The following is a 17,112-nucleotide window of genomic DNA, read 5'->3' as shown; positions in this document are numbered from 1 at the left end:
TGAATACAAAATTAATGAGATAGGTGTATTTTACTTAAAAGGGAATCTAGTGAGAATCTAGAACTGTCCTCGCAACTGTAAGTGATAACGAAATAAGCGAAACCACTGTAGATGAATTCTATGGGAAGGGCTTAAAGTAGGTTTTAGTCATAAGTCAGTAGACCTGCCTATTATCATTTGTATCAATGATCCCGAGGATAGGACAATTGAGACAATCTAGTACATAAAATAGCTATATTAGCTTTTTATTGGTTACAGACTGTCGAAAGAGTTAACTAGTTACGGGGTTAACTCTTTTTTTCATACTCCCATTCTCAAATTTTACATAATTGGAGGAGATAATATTGAAATCATTGTTATTAAAATTGGTAGCTGTTTTAACTGTATTAACTATACTAGTAGCTTGTGGAAATGAGGATTCATCCAATAATGCAAATCAAAATCAAGAAAATAACAATTCTACAAATGAAACGATTGAACAACAAGAGAAAACAACTATTACCGTAACATTAACGAAAGATAAAGAAGCCGAGACGTTAGAAGAGAAGGAAGTTGTCATTGAAGAAGGAGATATATTATTAGATGTCATGAAAGAGAACTTTGACATTGAAGAAAAAGAACCTGGCTATATTATTTCTATTGATGGTACGATAGCAGATGAAGCAGAATCCATGTTTTGGGCTCTGTCCGTAAATGGTGAAATGTCAGGGGTAGGAGCAGCAGAAGTAGAGCTGAAAAATGGAGACATTGTTAATTTTGATCTTCAATCATGGGATTGAGTTAGTTGAACATTTATAAGATTACACTACTCGCGTTACTAGCAACATTAGCTATAGTTGGAAGGATTGCTGTAAGTTTCATACCAAACGTTCAACCCGTAACTTCAGTTATCATTTTGGGTGGCATATTTTTAGGACCAGTTGCTGGTGTTTTACTTGCTGTATTGGTAACTTTTTTATCAAACATGGTATTAGGAACTGGTATCTGGACAATTTGGCAAATCATATCCTGGGGGCTTATTGGGATAATTAGTGGGATAATGGGGAAGACGATAAAAAACATTCCATTTTATGTTGTTATTATTTTTTCCGTCTTTAGTGGTTATCTATATGGATTTGTTGTTTCTTTAACTAATTACCAAATAACGGGTCAAGGTTTCATAGCCTATTATTTAGCGGGTTTACCATTTGATACAAGTCATGCATTAGGTAATGTTGTCTTCATGATATTACTATATCCAACCATATCCTATGTGTTTAATAAGTATATACAAAATCATTTGAACACCAACTAAACAGTTGGTGTTCAATTATTATTCCTCGTATTTAGTTGGATTTCCATTGAAAGGTTCTACGGCTATTTTGATGGAGTCACTTGGACATCCTTCATAGGCGTCAAGCACATCATCTTCAAACTCTTCTGGAATTTCCTTATTACCGGTATTATCATCTATTGTAACAAGCGCTAGGCCATCTTCATCATAATCAAAAATGAACGGACAAGTTACCCCACAAGCACCACATGCAATACAAGTCTCTTTATCAACTATTGTGTATTTAACTCTCATTATGTTGTTTCTCCTTATTTTCAATCTAGTTAAATTGGTGCTCTATTCTATTCTATTTTAAAATGAAAAAAAATATAATTCAACTCCTCCTAAAATGATATGATAGAGGTAGGTTTGAATGAGGAGTCAATAAAATGTATGTTGAAGGAATTATTTTAGACTGTTTAACACAAATAAAATCAAATAGATCTATTTTTGGAATCTACCATCTTATCACAGGAAAGAAGTCCATTCAATCTGTATACGATGCAAGGATATTTCAACTTGAAAAATATTACGGTGTTCATGTATCACTAACTAGGGATCACTTTATAGACATTATTCGTAGCATGTTGGAACAGGGTTTGATTAAGAAATTGGAACAGGAAGAAGGATACCATGTTACTAGGTTTGGAAAAGAGAGACTAGTACTTTTTCAAGAAACACCACTTTTTAGTAATTTAAATGGACTATCCTTTTCTGGAAAAGATAAGATATTTAGGGAAAGATTATATTTATTGGTGCAAACCTATTCCAATATTTTAGTAAATAATTATGCATTTATTCCAATCGTGGATAATCAGGAAGTAACGAAATGGGTAAAAGATTTTTATCGCTATCATAATCAGACAAATATTGTAGAGCAACTTTATCAAGAGCTCTATCAATTATTTACCCATATTAAACAAGAAGAAGCAGACTTTTTTGTTGATAGATTAAGTGGGTATCAGTATTACGGGTTAAGCATGGATCAATTAGCAAAGAAATATAATCAATCAACAGATGATGCCTTATTATTTTTAACAGGAATTACACATCTACTTATTACCTTAATTAATCAAAACAGAGAAAATTACAGTATTTTGAGTCAAATAATAAGAGATTTTGATCAACAAAAGTTTATAACTAATACGGCAAACCAAACCTATCAATTATTAAAGCAACAGTTAAGCATCGAACAAATCGCAGAAATACGAAATTTGAAATTAAATACAATCTATGATCATATTGTTGAAATCGCATTATATGATCATAACTTACAAATTCAATCTTTTGTAAATCAGGAAGAACAAGAAGCTATTATTACAGCTATTCAATTGAATAAGACGTTTAAATTGAAAACCATTAAAGAAAATTGTAGCTCTTCTATTAGTTATTTTCAGATAAGGCTTATATTAGCGAGGTTAAAGGAACTTTTACCGGAGGATGAAATTCATGTCTAAAACACTATCTTTAGAAAAGAAGTTAGAAACTTATTTTGGATATTCTGAATTTAGAGTTGGTCAAAAGGAAATTATTTCTGATGTATTAGATAGTAAGGATGTTTTAGGGATTCTTCCTACTGGAACTGGAAAATCGATATGCTATCAGTTACCGGCTCGAATATTAAGAGGCGTTACAATCGTTGTTTCTCCACTTATCTCGTTAATGATGGATCAAGTCAAGGAATTAAAAGCAATGAATTTCAAAGAAGTAGTCGCTCTGAATAGTTTTCTAGATTATGATAAAAGGAAACAAATAATTAAGTCTTTACATCGATATAAATTAATTTATATATCACCTGAAATGTTGCAACAGAAGGAATTACAGTTCTATTTGAGTAAGATTACAATATCTTTATTTGTAGTCGATGAAGCGCACTGTATATCTCAGTGGGGCCACGAATTTCGTCCCGATTACCAGAAATTAAATACGGTAATCCGCCAAATAGGTGATCCACCGGTACTTGCTTTAAGTGCAACAGCCACAAAGGAAGTACAAGATGACATTATTAAATCCCTTGGGCGCCCAATGAATAAGCATATATTCCCGATGGATCGCAGTAATATTGCATTAACTATTCAAGAAGTAATGAATAACGAAGAAAAACTAGACATAATTACTAGTGTTCTATCCGTGCATCATGTTCCTACTCTTATCTATTTTTCAAGTAAGAATGCTACAGAGAATGTATCGCATCTCTTATCAGAGAGACTGCCAGAACATCGAATAGCCTTTTACCATGGTGGCATGGAACAAATGGACCGCGTTGCTATACAACAACAATTTATGAATGATCAAATAGATGTCATTTGTTGTACAAGTGCATTTGGTATGGGAATCAATAAAAATAATATCCGTTTTGTATTTCATTATCATTTTCCAGGTCAAATAGAATCGTATATTCAAGAGATTGGTAGAGCAGGAAGAGACGGTAATCCAAGTATTAGTATCCTGTTATACTGTAGGCAAGACTCTTTTTTACCACAACAAATGATAGAAAGTGAATTACCTTCTGATAAAGATTTGATTCGGGCTCATCAATTATTACTTGCGTATAGAGGTGCAAAAAAAACTCTTCCTACTGAAATAGTGGAGATACAGACGATTTTTGAAATAAGTGAAGTACAATGGCGTTTTATTTCATCCCAATTAGAAAAACATGGCATAAAGATTGAAAATGGTTTAAAATATGATGAAAGTAAATTAGATGAATCATTTAAATATATAAAAAACATTCGCGATGAACGATTATTTTTAAAACAAGCGAAGCTAAACGAAATGTTGAATTGGATACATTCAAATACCTGTTTAAGGAATGGACTCTATATAAAATTTCAAAATGGTCATACCAAGGTAGAAGAGCTATGTTGTAGTAATTGTGGGATCCGTTTGCAAGATTTCAAACCAGAACAAACAAAAAGGCATGTAACAATTCCAACATGGGAGAAGAAGCTGAAACATTTGTTAGTAGTAGGGGAATCCAAATGAAGCAGAGTGAAATTATTAAGCAGCTTACTGACGAGGAATTAAGAAAGTCAGTTATCTATACTCAAGTGCTATTTTTATTAATTTCATTCATAGTTAGTCTACTATTATTTGATAGTCTAATGAAGTGGACAAACTTATTCCAATTCGACATAAAAGAAATTGTTTATCTTGGTATTCTACCGGGAATCGTTATTGTAGCTCTTGACCTCATAATGATCTCCTTATTACCCAAAAAGTATTATGATGATGGTGGAATAAATCAGCGAATATTTTCTAATATATCACTTCCAAAAATTTTTGCATTGACACTTTTAATAGCGTTCTCCGAGGAATTACTGTTTCGAGGGATTATTCAAACGACTTTTGGTTATGTAACAGCAAGTCTCATTTTTGCCTTGTTCCATATTCGTTACTTAAAAAAGCCAGTACTTTTAATATCAGTACTTTTCATTAGTTTTCTTATTGGTTATATTTATGAATTTACTGGTAATTTACTTGTATCGATTACAGCACATTTTATTGTAGACTTTTTGTTAGGGTTAGTTATTCGTTTTAAGATATGGGGTGACTAAGATGGAAGATGTAAAAACAGATAGCAATGATCAAGCAAAAGAACTAAGAGAACTTCTTCAAGAGGTAAACAACCATAATGTTGAAGAGAAAAAGCCTGGTTTCGATAATGAACAAAATCTCATTATGAATGATGAAGCACTTAATCAAGAGGAATATGATGAAAAAACAATGGATGTATTAAATCTTCCCCCTAGAAAAGAAGTACACAGCCAAAAGAAAAATAGAACACACGTTAAACTAAGTAGACCATTCATTAGATTAATCATCGTTGTAGTTTTACTACTGACGGTTATCGGGATGCTATTATTTTATGGAGACCTAGTATTAACTATCTAGTTAGGACCCTCTTATAACTGAAGTCATGAAAAAGCTTCTGGGTTGATGCATACGTACATTGACTACAAGTGGCGGTAAACCCACCGCTGATATCCTATTGGCGAACACCTTTAGGACTACTTTTAGGCTACTAAGTTCGACTTTCACTATTTTAGTGAACCCTTTTTTCTTCGCCTGAGTAGTTTTGCTTTAAAGCTTAGATATTTTACGTGACAAAGCACTACTTGTCACAACCTCCTATATCTAGTTTTCAAAGAACAATGGTATTGACTATATACAGAAGGGTCGGAATACACATACTAAACATGAAGTGTATTCTGACCCACTTCAAATATAATACAATCAGAAATCTGATACATAAAGTTAATAAGAATAAGGTTGTTTATCGTTCAACAATTTTTAAAACAGCATATACTAATAAAAAGAAATTAACCGTTTTAGGTCGAAAATGGGTCATTCCCTGAGTATTTGATTTTATTTGTTATTTTGAGGAGGATGCTATGTGCGAATCGAAAGGGTGTCCAGTAGTCAATTTACAATATTTTTGACTTTTGACGATCTGGTAGAACGGGGATTTAATAAAGAGGAGTTTTTATCGGATGCGTCAAGCATCCAAAATCTTTTTACAGACGTAATGTATGAAGCAAGTTCCGAGCTTGGTTTTGAACTTGAAGGAAAGTTGTACGTCCAAGTATATTTAATGCAAGCACAGGGAATGCATGTCATAGTTACTCAAAACTTTGATAATATAGATTGGGATGAGGATTTCATTGAAATGAAAGTGACACTAGATGAGAGCAAAGAATTAATTTTTTCATTTGATGACTTCGAACATATTATTCAACTAAGTTCCTATTTAAATACGCTTTCCGTGAATGGTGGACAGATATTTTATATGGGGAGTAGATATTATATGTTACTAAATCGTGATGAATTGAATGGTAATAATAAGGAAAATATAATTGCATTAATGTCTGAATTTGCTAGTCCAAGCATAGTTACCTCTTTCCGATTAAAAGAATATGGTAAAGTAATCATCGAAACAGATGCAATACAAACAATTATGAAGGCTTTTAATGATTAGGACCAAGGTATGAATAAAGAATTAAATAATATAATACTAAGGAAGTATGAAGCGCTTTCATTTTTTTGAAATTTCATAAGGGTTTTGTATTGCATATTTGTATTTAAAGTGTATACTAATCTCTGAGAATAGCTATTATAAATATTTATAAGTTTTTTAGGAGGTAAATTCATGGTGGCCGATAAAGCAGCAGATACTACCAAAGAGAGAAATAATCAATTGGATGATGTTCTAAGTTCAACTCAAGCTACAATAAAAAACGCACTGGAGAAGTTGGGTTACCCTGATGAAGTTTACGAGTTATTAAAAGAGCCTCTTCGTATGATGACGGTAAGGATTCCTATCCGTATGGATGACGGTTCGACAAAAATCTTCACTGGATATCGTGCACAACACAATGATGCAGTTGGACCAACTAAAGGGGGAATAAGATTCCACCCAGATGTTACTGAGAATGAAGTAAAGGCTTTATCCATTTGGATGAGTTTAAAAGCAGGTATTGTGGATTTACCATATGGTGGTGGTAAAGGTGGAATTATCTGTGATCCGCGTGAAATGTCTTTCCGTGAACTAGAGGCACTGAGCCGTGGTTATGTAAGAGCAATTAGTCAAATTGTTGGACCAACAAAAGATATTCCTGCTCCAGACGTATTCACAAATTCACAGATTATGGCATGGATGATGGATGAATACAGTAGAATGGATGAATTTAATAGCCCTGGCTTTATCACAGGAAAACCAATTGTTCTAGGCGGGTCTCATGGTAGAGAATCTGCAACGGCAAAAGGTGTTACAATTTGTATTAATGAAGCAGCCAAAAAGCGTAATCTAAGTGTTAAAGGTGCAAAAGTGATTGTACAAGGATTTGGTAATGCTGGTAGCTTCTTATCTAAGTTTTTACACGATGAGGGTGCAATTGTGGTAGGAATTTCTGATGCTTATGGCGCACTTTATGACCCAGAAGGATTAGATATTGATTACTTACTTGATCGACGTGATAGTTTTGGAACTGTAACTAAATTATTCAATAATACGATTACTAATAAAGAATTATTAGAAAGTGAATGTGACATTTTAGTTCCTGCAGCGGTAGAGAACCAAATTACTAAAGAAAACGCACATAATATTAAAGCGTCAATCGTTGTAGAAGCCGCAAACGGACCAACTACAACAGAAGCAACTAAGATATTAACGGAAAGAGGAATCTTGTTAGTACCTGATGTACTTGCTTCTGCTGGTGGAGTGACAGTTTCTTACTTTGAATGGGTGCAAAATAACCAAGGTTATTATTGGTCAGAGGAAGAAATTGAAGAAAAGCTACTTAAAACAATGGTTAAGTCCTTTAATACAATCTATGAAACAGCACAAACCAGGAAAGTTGATATGCGACTTTCAGCATATATGGTTGGTGTAAGAAAAATGGCTGAAGCATCTCGTTTCCGAGGATGGGTATAGAGGTCAGTTTATTGGAAAAAATGACTCAAAACTCTTATCATATACGTATGATAAGAGTTTTTAATTTCTGGCGGTTTTCACAATGGCAATTGCAATTTATTTGACTCTTGATTGAAACTGTGCGGTAACTTTAATAAGAGGTTAGTGTAGTGCTAAGACACCGCTGCGGGGTCTTCGGACTCGTGCTATTCCCGTAGGACAAATGTTTTCGGTGGGGCGAGTAATCGCAGTCCCAAGGAAGGCTTCGGTAGCAAGACATCGCACGAAGAAAATAGGTTTTTATTTTCGAGGAGTCTCCGTATTCTGCCTGCGCTAGTAGTAGCTTTCTAAATGAAGATTGTTTTATCACATGTTTTCAGTCATAAGTGCTGTTAATCTACATCAGCGAAGTATATTTGCCCCGCGGGTTAGTTGCTCCACACAAAGTCCCTAGTTACCGCACAGTTTATACAAATTGTATAATTAACAACAGTTTAAATTCAGTTCATTTTTATAAAGGATGTGCGAGAAAATGCATAAAGAGAAAGTCATCATTATTGGGGCAGGTCCATGTGGGCTTGCAAGTGCTATAGCACTGAAAGAAAAAGGTATTGACGCTTTACTAATTGAAAAAGGAAATATTGTAAATTCGATATATAATTATCCAACACATCAAACATTCTTTAGTTCAAGTGAAAAACTTGAAATTGGAGAAATTCCTTTTATTACTGAAAGACAAAAGCCAGTAAGAAATCAGGCTTTAGCATACTATCGCAACGTAGCTAAAAGAATGCAATTACGGGTTCATGCCTATGAATTAGTAACATCACTAAGGAAAGTGAACAATGAATTTGTCATTACTACCGAGCATTTCTCTGGTGGGAAAGAAGAATACTATTCAAAGCATGTCATTATAGCAACTGGGTACTATGATCAACCAAACTATATGAATATTCCTGGTGAACAGTTAGAAAAAGTTATGCACTATTTTAAAGAAGGACACTCATACTATAACAAAAATATTGTAGTCATCGGTGGGAAAAATTCAGCAGTTGACGCAGCTTTAGAACTTCATAAAGCTGGAGCGAATATTACGGTCCTTTATCGAGGGGACAAGTATTCTACTAGTATAAAACCGTGGATTCTACCAGATTTTGATTCTTTAGTTCGTAAAGACATTATTCAAATGGAATTTAATGCGCATGTGACAAAAATTACAGATGACCATGTATATTATAAAGTCAATGACAAGGAATATATTATTGATAATGACTTTGTTTTTGCAATGACTGGATATCGTCCGAATTTTGATTTAATTAAGGAAATTGGCGTTCAGTTTAATCACGAGAATGGTAAACCTATTTATAATGAGGAAACATACGAAACGAATATTAAAAATGTATTTGTAGCGGGTGTAGTTGCAGCGGGGAATAATAACAATGAAATATTTATAGAAAATGGAAGATTTCATGGAGGGAAAATTGCTAACACTATAGCAGATCGTATTGATTAATGAGAAAAGGAAATTTATTCAATATTAATTAGAAAATAAGGGCACTGCACACGTATGCAGATGCCCTTATAGTGTAATTTAAAACTCTTTTTCAAAGATATCCCGTAAAATCATATAATCTGCGTTATTCTCTAGTGCAATTAATAACTTTAACCTTGCCTTAGGACCGGTTAACCCATTTGTAAATATAACACCCATATCCTTTAATTGTTTACCGCCACCTTCGTAAGCATAAGTTGGTCCAACAGTTCCTCGAAAGCTTCTTGAGACCAATACAATTGGGATATTATCCTTTAATAACTTTTGAATTGCAGGTATAGTTTCTTTTGGTAAGTTTCCTTGTCCAAGTCCCTCAATAATCAGACCATCTGGGTTACCAACATGAATCAATTCAAACAATTTGCTGTCCATCCCTGCGTATGCCTTCAATAAAAATACTCGCTTTGAAATATTTTCTACTGGATACGTTGTTCTGGTTACTAATTGATGATGAAAAATAATTGATTCCTTTGTGATAATCCCAATAGGACCATATTGTGGACTTTGGAATGTTGCAATATTACTAGTAGAGGTCTTTGTAACATTAATTGCGCTATGGATTTCATCATTCATTACAACTAGAACCCCTTTTGAATAAGCATCAGAAGAGAGTGCCACACGTATAGAACTAATAAGGTTATACAAAGCATCAGATCCAATTTCATTACTAGACCGCATGGCACCAGTTAAAATAACAGGTTTTTCTGTATCTAGTACTAAATCTAAGAAATAAGCAGTTTCTTCTAATGTATCTGTGCCATGCGTTACTACAATACCATCATATTCAACTAGAAAATTATCTATTGTTTTTGCAAGTGAAAGCATATGACTTGGTGTAATGTGTGGTGATGGTAAAGAAAATGCAATATGTTCATCAACCATAATAGTAGTACCGAAATCATAAGGTATATTAGATAAAGGGTGGTCAGACGTAGTATGTATCTCTCCTGTATCCTTATTTTCAAGCATGGATATTGTTCCACCCGTATGTATGATTATTATTTTTTTCAAAATGCACACCTACTTTTCTCGTATTAGAATTTATAATTTTCCCCAAACCATACTCGTACCCCTAATATTTAAAATAATGTATGTTCATTCTTGTTGTAAAATGGTACGATTGTAATAGTCAAAGGGGAAGGTTTTATTATGTTGGGAATTATTTCTGCAGGGGTTGCTCCTGCTCTTGCACTTATGTCATTCTTCTATTTGAAGGACAAAATTACGGAGCCAATCCCATTAATTATTCGAACATTTATCTATGGTTGTTTGCTGGTTTTTCCAATTATGTTCATCCAATATGCTTTTACTAGTGATCAAATAGGAAATTTATTTGTGCAAGCTTTTTTTGTTGTAGCATTCTTAGAAGAATTTTTTAAATGGTTTATTTTTTTATATGTTATTTTTCAGCATACAGAATTTGATGCGCACTATGACGGCATCGTGTATGCTGTATCTATCAGTTTAGGATTTGCAACCATTGAAAATATCCTCTACTTATTTGTTAATGGAATAGAGTATGCTTTTTCTAGAGCGATTTTTCCAGTATCTTCTCATGCTTTATTTGGTGTAATCATGGGCTATTATTTTGGTAAGGCAAAAATGAACTCGGAAAATAGAATTTTGAATATTGCTTTAGCTTTGGTTATTCCGATTACACTTCATGGACTTTATAATTTTATTTTAGGTTCTGTAGAAGAAAACTGGGCATCATTTGTTATTCCATTTATGATTATACTCTGGTTCTTTGGATTACACCGTATGAAAATAGCTAGTGCTAATTAATAACCTTTTAAAGAGACTATAATGGTCTCTTTTTCTTTTTGTAGTTAGAAATTTACAAAAACCTTCTACAAATATAGAAAAAATAACATATTCTCTTGGTAATGAGCGAATGCAAGTTTTCTAACCTTATTGCTTTTTTGTTGGTAATCTAGATTAGTATGCATAAATTAGGTGTTTCATCGAAAAATAGATACTACTAGATAATCAAGAAAGTGAGAGGTATCCATATGAGAATAAAAAAATACATCTTTATCATTATTATATGTCTAGTGGCAATAGGACTTCAAGAAACTTATAATCCTAAAGAAGTAGATGCCTTTACGAATCAGATTATACAACGTGGTTCGGTAGGCGATGATGTTATCGAACTGCAGGCAAGATTGCAGTATATCGGGTATTACAAAGGGAAAATTGATGGTGTATTTGGATGGGGGACGTATTGGTCGTTACGTAATTTCCAAAAAGATTTTGGGTTAGATATTGATGGACTTGCGGGATTGAAGACTAGGCAAAAGTTAGTAGACGCAAGTAAGTTTGATGGAAAATGGGTCCATACGCAAATTGCTCAAGGAAATGATTTTACGTACTACGGTGGTACACCATTATCCCAACAAACAAAGTCGAAAAAAGGTACTAGTGGGAAAAGTGGAACAGGTGGTAGTAAAGCTGCTCCACAACAAGGAACACAACAAGGTAGCCAAGGCCAAGGAGCCCAGAATCAGGGAGGGCAGAGTCAGAATACCGATAATAATACTGCAGCTACACCGGAGAGAAATACGGCAGCTGTAAATGTGCCACAAGGTTTCTCGCAAAATGATATAGAACTAATGGCTAATGCTGTGTATGGTGAGTCCAGAGGGGAGCCTTATGAAGGACAGGTAGCAGTCGCAGCGGTAATTCTAAATCGTGTAGAAAGCTCTAGCTTCCCAAATACGGTTGCAGGGGTAATTTTTGAGCCAAGAGCTTTCACAGCTGTTGCCGATGGTCAAATCTGGCTCACACCGAATGAAAAGGCGAAAGAAGCAGTCTTGGATGCTATTAATGGTTGGGATCCTACTGGTAACGCGATTTATTACTTCAATCCAGATACTGCAACATCTAGCTGGATTTGGGGTAGACCACAAATTAAACGTATTGGAAAGCATATCTTTTGTAAATAGAGGTGATAGATTATGATGCGTTGGATAGCAATTGTTGCATTAGCCATTGGGGTAGCTGGAACTGCCGCCTGGGGCTATAAGGAGCATCAAGAAAAAAATGCAATTTTAATACAAGCAGAAAATACGTACCAGCGTGCTTTTCATGAATTAACGTACAATATTGATTTAATGCACGATAAAATCGGTACTGCCATTGCAATGAACTCGAGAGAACGATTATCTCCGCAACTTGCAGAGATTTGGCGATTAACTTCAGATTCTTTATCTAATGTAGGGCAACTTCCATTGACCTTATTACCTTTCAATAAAACAGAGGAGTTTTTGTCGAATATTGGTGAATTTACCTATCGAACGGCAATCCGTGATTTAAAGAAGGATCCGTTGTCAGACAAAGAGTTAGAAACTTTGGAGAATCTTTATACACAAGCTGGTGAAATAAAGGATGAGTTAAGACAAGTTCAACATACTGCAATGGAAAATAATTTACGCTGGATGGATGTTCAATTAGCATTAGCGACAGAGGATGAACAAGCAGATAACACCATTATTGATGGCTTTAAAACCGTTGAGAAAAAAATTGAAGGTTTTTCAGAAGGGAATGTGGATTCATCTATATCTGGCACCTCCTCCGAAGACCATCAATATGAAAATATTGATGGAAAAGAGATAAGTGAAGAAAAGGCATTAGAATATAGTAAAGGTATATTTAATATTAAACAAACACAGGACCTTAGAATAACAGGTACAGGAGATGGAGCTGATATTCCACTGTACAGTATATCTTATGAAGATGAAAATAAGAGTGCATATCTTGATCTCACCCAAAAAGGTGGACATCCAATTACACTACTTGTTGATAGACCTGTTAATAATAAGACAATAAGTTTAAATGAAGGTTATAAAAAAGCAGAAGAATATATTCAAAAACATGACTTTGAAAATATGGAATTACTGAATAGTAGTGAATATGGAAATATAGGTATATACACATTTATCTATAATCAAAATGGAGTTAGAGTTTTTGCTGATGCGATAGAGGTTAAGGTTGCCCTTGATAATGGTGATATACTTGGCTTAACAGCGAATAATTATTTTCTAAACCATCATAAACGCGATATTCCAGAGCCTACTTTAAGTTCTAAAGAAGCAAGAGACTTTGTGAACCCTAGTGTGGGAATACAAGAAGAATTTTTAGCTGTTATTACTAATGACTTAGGGGAAGAAGTATTGACATATGAATTCCTAGGAATATTAGGTGATGATACGTATCGTATCTTTATCAATGCCATGGATGGTACGGAAGAAAAAGTGGAGAAACTTAATGGAAAAGAAATAAATTACGCAGGGATTTAGTTTGGGAAAGGCTTTTGCCCTTTCCCTTTTTTTGTTTTTTTGTGATAATGGATATATCAACTTTTACTTCAAAGAGATATATGGGGGATTAACATGAAAATTGGCGATTTTTTAACTATTGAGACCTATAGCATCGAATATGATTCTGTTGAAAAATATCGTAGTAAAATAATTGATAAAAATAAAAACTATATATATATCGATTATCCTGTACATTTAAAAACTAAAAGAACAACAGCGGCTATTCGAATTGGTACAAAAATGGCTGCTGAATATTTAGGTGAGGATCAATCTGTATACCGTTTTAAAACAGAGGTAATGGATAAGAAGAATGGAAAAATCCCCACTCTAGCATTAATGCTGCCGAATGATGAACAAATAGAAAGGATTCAACGAAGGCAATATGTCCGCATTGAAACAGCAGTAGATGTTGCTATACATAGTAACGAAAATAAATTAACAACTTTTGCGACTGTGACCTTTGATTTAAGTGGTGGTGGTCTTTCCGTTGTAGTACCAAAAGGATTTCGTTTAGTGGACGGTGAAATGTTAACTATTTACCTTGTCCTTCCAATGCACTCTGGAGAGTATCATTATCTTCATTTACCCGGTGAAGTAGTACGCTTTATCGAGCGAGAATCAGGTGCAAATATTGCATCGATTAAATTCATAGAACAAAATGATCAGGATGTACAAGTAATTATTCGTTATTGTTTTGAAAAACAAAGAGAAGCTAGACAAAAGGAACTTCATTAGAAGAGATAATGATGGTATTATAATATAGCAAGTTTGGATTGACATGAGAGGAATGATATTTTTATGGCAAATAAGATTGCAATTGCTATTGATGGCCCAGCTGCTGCTGGGAAGAGTACAGTAGCAAAAATTGTGGCAAATGAATTAAACTACATTTACATTGACACTGGTGCCATGTACCGTGCAATAACTTTAAAAGCATTGGAAGAAGCGATTGATGTTCATGATGAAGAAGCGCTTGGGAAATTGCTAGATTCAACAGAGATTACATTAATTCAAAGTGATGAAGGACAACGTGTTCTTCTCGATAACCAAGATGTAACGTTAGCAATACGTTCAAAAGAGGTAACCAATAATGTTTCCTATGTGGCTCAACATTCAAAAGTAAGAGATGAGATGGTTTATAGACAACAAAGATTAGCCAAAGAGCGTGGGGTCGTCATGGATGGACGCGACATTGGTACGAAGGTTATTCCAGATGCAGAAGTGAAGATTTTTCTAATAGCAACAGTAGAAGAAAGAGCAAAAAGAAGACATGTCGAGAATTTAAGTAAAGGTTTCTCGTCTAACTTAGAAGAATTAAAAAAAGAGATTGAGAAGCGGGATCTAATTGATTCTGAAAGAGCAGCTTCTCCACTAGTTAAAGCTTCTGATGCAATAGAGATTGATACAACTTCACTATCTATTAAGGGAGTTGCAGAACAAATACTTATTGAAGTAAAAAAGTTTAACTGATTTCTGTAGGTTAAGAATGTTTTTTCATATATTACCAATATTTATGATAACAATTACTTGACAAATATTTGTAAATATTAGAAGTTATAAAAAGAGAGTTTTTTCTGAAATCAGCAGGTTGAAAAGTATAAAATGATCCGTCTGTACAAGTCGGCTTTAGTATTTGCTGAGAGAGAACGCCAAGCAATTTTATATTTTTTACTTTTGTTTTGGTTAAGGAGGAATAGAAATGAGTGAAACAAATCAAGAAAATTTAAACTTACAAGTTGGGGATAAGGTATCAGGAACAGTTGTTAAGGTTGAGGATAAACATGTTTTAGTTGATATCGGCTATAAAACAGAGGGAATTATTCCAATAAGTGAATTATCCAATTTGCATATTGAAACCCCAAATGAAGTAGTTAAAGAAGGTGACAAACTTTCTTTAGTTATCAAGAAGTTAGAAGATGACGAGGTTGTTCTGTCTAAAAAAGTAGTGGATTCTGAACTTGCATGGGGAGAATTAGAAGCAAAATTTCAATCTGGTGAAGTTTTTGATGTTCAAATTAAAGAAGTTGTTAAAGGTGGGCTAGTAGCTGATGTTGGAATTCGTGGATTTATGCCAGCTTCACTAGTAGAAGCACACTATGTCGATGACTTTTCAGAATATCAAGATAGAATACTTTCTGTTAAAATTGTAGAATTAGATCAAGAAAAAAACCGGGTAATTTTATCCCATCGTGCTATTGTGGAAGAGGAACAAGCGAACAAGAAATCTCAATTACTACAATCAATTGAAGAAGGACAAGTAATTGAAGGTACTGTTCAACGTCTAACTGATTTTGGTGTTTTCGTTGATATCGGTGGTGTTGATGGGTTAGTACACATCTCTCAACTATCACATGATCATGTAAGTAATGCTTCAGAAATGGTTTCTGAAGGAGATAAAATCAAAGTAGTAGTGCTATCTGTTGACCGTGATAATGAGCGAATTGCATTATCTAGAAAGAAAGTACTGCCAGGACCATGGGAAAATGTTGAAGAGCAACTTAAGCCTGGTCAAGCAGTTGACGGTAAAGTTAAACGATTAGTAAATTTTGGTGCTTTTATAGAAGTACTACCTGGTGTAGAAGGATTAGTGCATATTTCACAAATTGCAAATCGTCATATTGGTTCTCCGCATGAAGTGTTAGAGGTTGGTCAAACAGTTAGAGTTAAAGTTCTAGATATTAATGAATCAGAAGAAAGAATGTCATTAAGCATTAGAGAACTAGAAGCGGAAGAGGAAGCAAAAGAATTTAAACAATACGAAAGAGATGAGGAACAATCTAGTTTCCATCTTGGTGATTTAATTGGTGATAAACTAAATAAATTTAAGCAATAAGCTTAAATTGGATGTTAAAAACCCCTTTCTGATAAAGAAAGGGGTTTTTTTGTTTAAAAAAACATGTTCATAGCAATAATAAAAGATGGTGGGTGAACATTTATGGAAGGAATATACTTTTATTGGTTTTGTTGGCTTTTATGGGTAATCGTTACGTTTTTATTACCTAAGGAAAAAGGAAGAACTTTTTTGGCTATTTGGATTTTGTTAACCATTATCTTTTCTAATCTATATATTTCGATTAATTTATTTGAGATTTCATTATCTTATTTATTCATTTTATTTGGAGGTTTTATTTTTCTTGGAACCTTACAACATAAAATACTACAAATATTTTCTGCAATTACAATTATGGTCGGTTTCACGAGTTTGTTAATTTGGGAGACAAACGCCCCTGTTTGGCTTTTTATGCCAAGATTAATAATCATTCCCATCATTTGTGTTCTATTAACCATGATGGTTAATAAACACTTTCTTAACCGGTTAGCAATTAACATTATCGGTTTATGTAGTGGAGAGTTTGTATACAGCGTATTGCTATCCAATTATTCGATTATACAGACAATAGGAGATTTTGAGTTTTTAGATACACTATTTGTTTGCTTAATCATATTAATCACAATTGAATTAATACGAAAGGCTAAAAATAAAGTGCTATTTTCTTTTACTATTAGTAAAATTTAA

18 protein-coding genes and 1 riboswitch are annotated in these 17,112 nt (G+C 33.8%); of the genes, 16 read left to right on the top strand and 2 right to left on the bottom strand.

Annotated elements, in window-relative coordinates:
- Nucleotides 1-5 precede the first annotated feature (5 nt).
- A riboswitch (cobalamin riboswitch) is annotated at nt 6-185 on the top strand.
- Between the two features lie 159 nt (nt 186-344).
- Both K332_RS0105635 and K332_RS0105630 read left to right on the top strand, forming a co-directional pair.
- Nucleotides 345-779 (top strand): DUF4430 domain-containing protein, encoded by a 435-nt coding sequence (locus K332_RS0105635; protein WP_036688178.1) that lies wholly within the window; start codon nt 345-347, stop codon nt 777-779.
- 5 nt (nt 780-784) lie between these two features.
- The gene (locus K332_RS0105630; RefSeq protein ID WP_026906585.1) at nt 785-1,294 is read left to right on the top strand and encodes an ECF transporter S component; all 510 of its coding nucleotides are present in this window, start codon (nt 785-787) and stop codon (nt 1,292-1,294) included.
- 18 nt (nt 1,295-1,312) lie between these two features.
- Here K332_RS0105630 and K332_RS0105625 read toward each other — a convergent pair whose 3' ends face one another.
- Entirely contained in the window at nt 1,313-1,567 is a 255-nt protein-coding gene (locus K332_RS0105625; RefSeq protein WP_026906584.1) for a ferredoxin, read from the bottom strand.
- 134 nt (nt 1,568-1,701) lie between these two features.
- Between K332_RS0105625 and K332_RS21960 the strand changes: the two genes are divergently transcribed.
- The 7 genes from K332_RS21960 to K332_RS0105590 all read left to right on the top strand — a co-directional run bounded on the left by K332_RS21960 (nt 1,702) and on the right by K332_RS0105590 (nt 9,237).
- Nucleotides 1,702-2,769 (top strand): YpbB family protein, encoded by a 1,068-nt coding sequence (locus K332_RS21960; protein ID WP_051359358.1) that lies wholly within the window; start codon nt 1,702-1,704, stop codon nt 2,767-2,769.
- Nucleotides 2,762-4,297: a RecQ family ATP-dependent DNA helicase gene (locus tag K332_RS0105615; protein WP_026906583.1), complete on the top strand. Its 1,536-nt coding sequence runs from the start codon at nt 2,762-2,764 to the stop codon at nt 4,295-4,297. Before K332_RS21960 ends, K332_RS0105615 begins: the two co-directional genes overlap by 8 nt.
- Nucleotides 4,294-4,869, top strand: a complete 576-nt coding sequence (locus tag K332_RS0105610; protein ID WP_051359357.1) for a CPBP family intramembrane glutamic endopeptidase — start codon at nt 4,294-4,296, stop codon at nt 4,867-4,869. Before K332_RS0105615 ends, K332_RS0105610 begins: the two co-directional genes overlap by 4 nt.
- A gap of 1 nt (nt 4,870) precedes the next feature.
- Nucleotides 4,871-5,206, top strand: a complete 336-nt coding sequence (locus K332_RS0105605) for a hypothetical protein (protein ID WP_026906581.1) — start codon at nt 4,871-4,873, stop codon at nt 5,204-5,206.
- Between the two features lie 502 nt (nt 5,207-5,708).
- Nucleotides 5,709-6,290, top strand: a complete 582-nt coding sequence (locus K332_RS0105600) for a genetic competence negative regulator (protein ID WP_026906580.1) — start codon at nt 5,709-5,711, stop codon at nt 6,288-6,290.
- Between the two features lie 171 nt (nt 6,291-6,461).
- Nucleotides 6,462-7,745, top strand: a complete 1,284-nt coding sequence (locus tag K332_RS0105595; protein ID WP_026906579.1) for a Glu/Leu/Phe/Val family dehydrogenase — start codon at nt 6,462-6,464, stop codon at nt 7,743-7,745.
- Between the two features lie 511 nt (nt 7,746-8,256).
- Nucleotides 8,257-9,237 carry a YpdA family putative bacillithiol disulfide reductase gene (locus K332_RS0105590; protein WP_026906578.1) on the top strand — a complete coding sequence of 327 codons (981 nt, stop codon included), beginning with the start codon at nt 8,257-8,259 and terminating at the stop codon, nt 9,235-9,237.
- A 78-nt stretch (nt 9,238-9,315) separates the two neighbouring features.
- Here K332_RS0105590 and K332_RS0105585 read toward each other — a convergent pair whose 3' ends face one another.
- The gene (locus tag K332_RS0105585) at nt 9,316-10,287 is read right to left on the bottom strand and encodes an asparaginase (RefSeq protein ID WP_026906577.1); all 972 of its coding nucleotides are present in this window, start codon (nt 10,285-10,287) and stop codon (nt 9,316-9,318) included.
- Between the two features lie 138 nt (nt 10,288-10,425).
- Between K332_RS0105585 and prsW the strand changes: the two genes are divergently transcribed.
- The 7 genes from prsW (at nt 10,426) to K332_RS0105550 (ending at nt 17,112) form a co-directional block, all read left to right on the top strand.
- Nucleotides 10,426-11,061 (top strand): glutamic-type intramembrane protease PrsW, encoded by a 636-nt coding sequence (gene prsW, locus K332_RS0105580; RefSeq protein WP_026906576.1) that lies wholly within the window; start codon nt 10,426-10,428, stop codon nt 11,059-11,061.
- A gap of 227 nt (nt 11,062-11,288) precedes the next feature.
- The gene (sleB, locus tag K332_RS0105575; protein ID WP_026906575.1) at nt 11,289-12,221 is read left to right on the top strand and encodes a spore cortex-lytic enzyme; all 933 of its coding nucleotides are present in this window, start codon (nt 11,289-11,291) and stop codon (nt 12,219-12,221) included.
- 12 nt (nt 12,222-12,233) lie between these two features.
- The gene (gene ypeB / locus K332_RS0105570) at nt 12,234-13,574 is read left to right on the top strand and encodes a germination protein YpeB (protein WP_026906574.1); all 1,341 of its coding nucleotides are present in this window, start codon (nt 12,234-12,236) and stop codon (nt 13,572-13,574) included.
- Between the two features lie 93 nt (nt 13,575-13,667).
- The gene (locus tag K332_RS0105565) at nt 13,668-14,330 is read left to right on the top strand and encodes a flagellar brake protein (protein ID WP_036688174.1); all 663 of its coding nucleotides are present in this window, start codon (nt 13,668-13,670) and stop codon (nt 14,328-14,330) included.
- Between the two features lie 63 nt (nt 14,331-14,393).
- Complete coding sequence (cmk, locus tag K332_RS0105560; protein WP_026906572.1) at nt 14,394-15,065, top strand: (d)CMP kinase; 672 nt, start codon at nt 14,394-14,396, stop codon at nt 15,063-15,065.
- Nucleotides 15,066-15,294: 229 nt separating this feature from the next.
- Nucleotides 15,295-16,428 carry a 30S ribosomal protein S1 gene (rpsA, locus tag K332_RS0105555; RefSeq protein WP_026906571.1) on the top strand — a complete coding sequence of 378 codons (1,134 nt, stop codon included), beginning with the start codon at nt 15,295-15,297 and terminating at the stop codon, nt 16,426-16,428.
- A 102-nt stretch (nt 16,429-16,530) separates the two neighbouring features.
- Nucleotides 16,531-17,112 (top strand): YphA family membrane protein, encoded by a 582-nt coding sequence (locus K332_RS0105550; RefSeq protein WP_026906570.1) that lies wholly within the window; start codon nt 16,531-16,533, stop codon nt 17,110-17,112.

This window comes from Paucisalibacillus globulus DSM 18846 (assembly GCF_000482485.1).
GTDB classification, from domain to species: Bacteria; Bacillota; Bacilli; order Bacillales; family Amphibacillaceae; genus Ornithinibacillus; species Ornithinibacillus globulus.
This window is presented reverse-complemented; position numbering and strand designations above follow the sequence as displayed.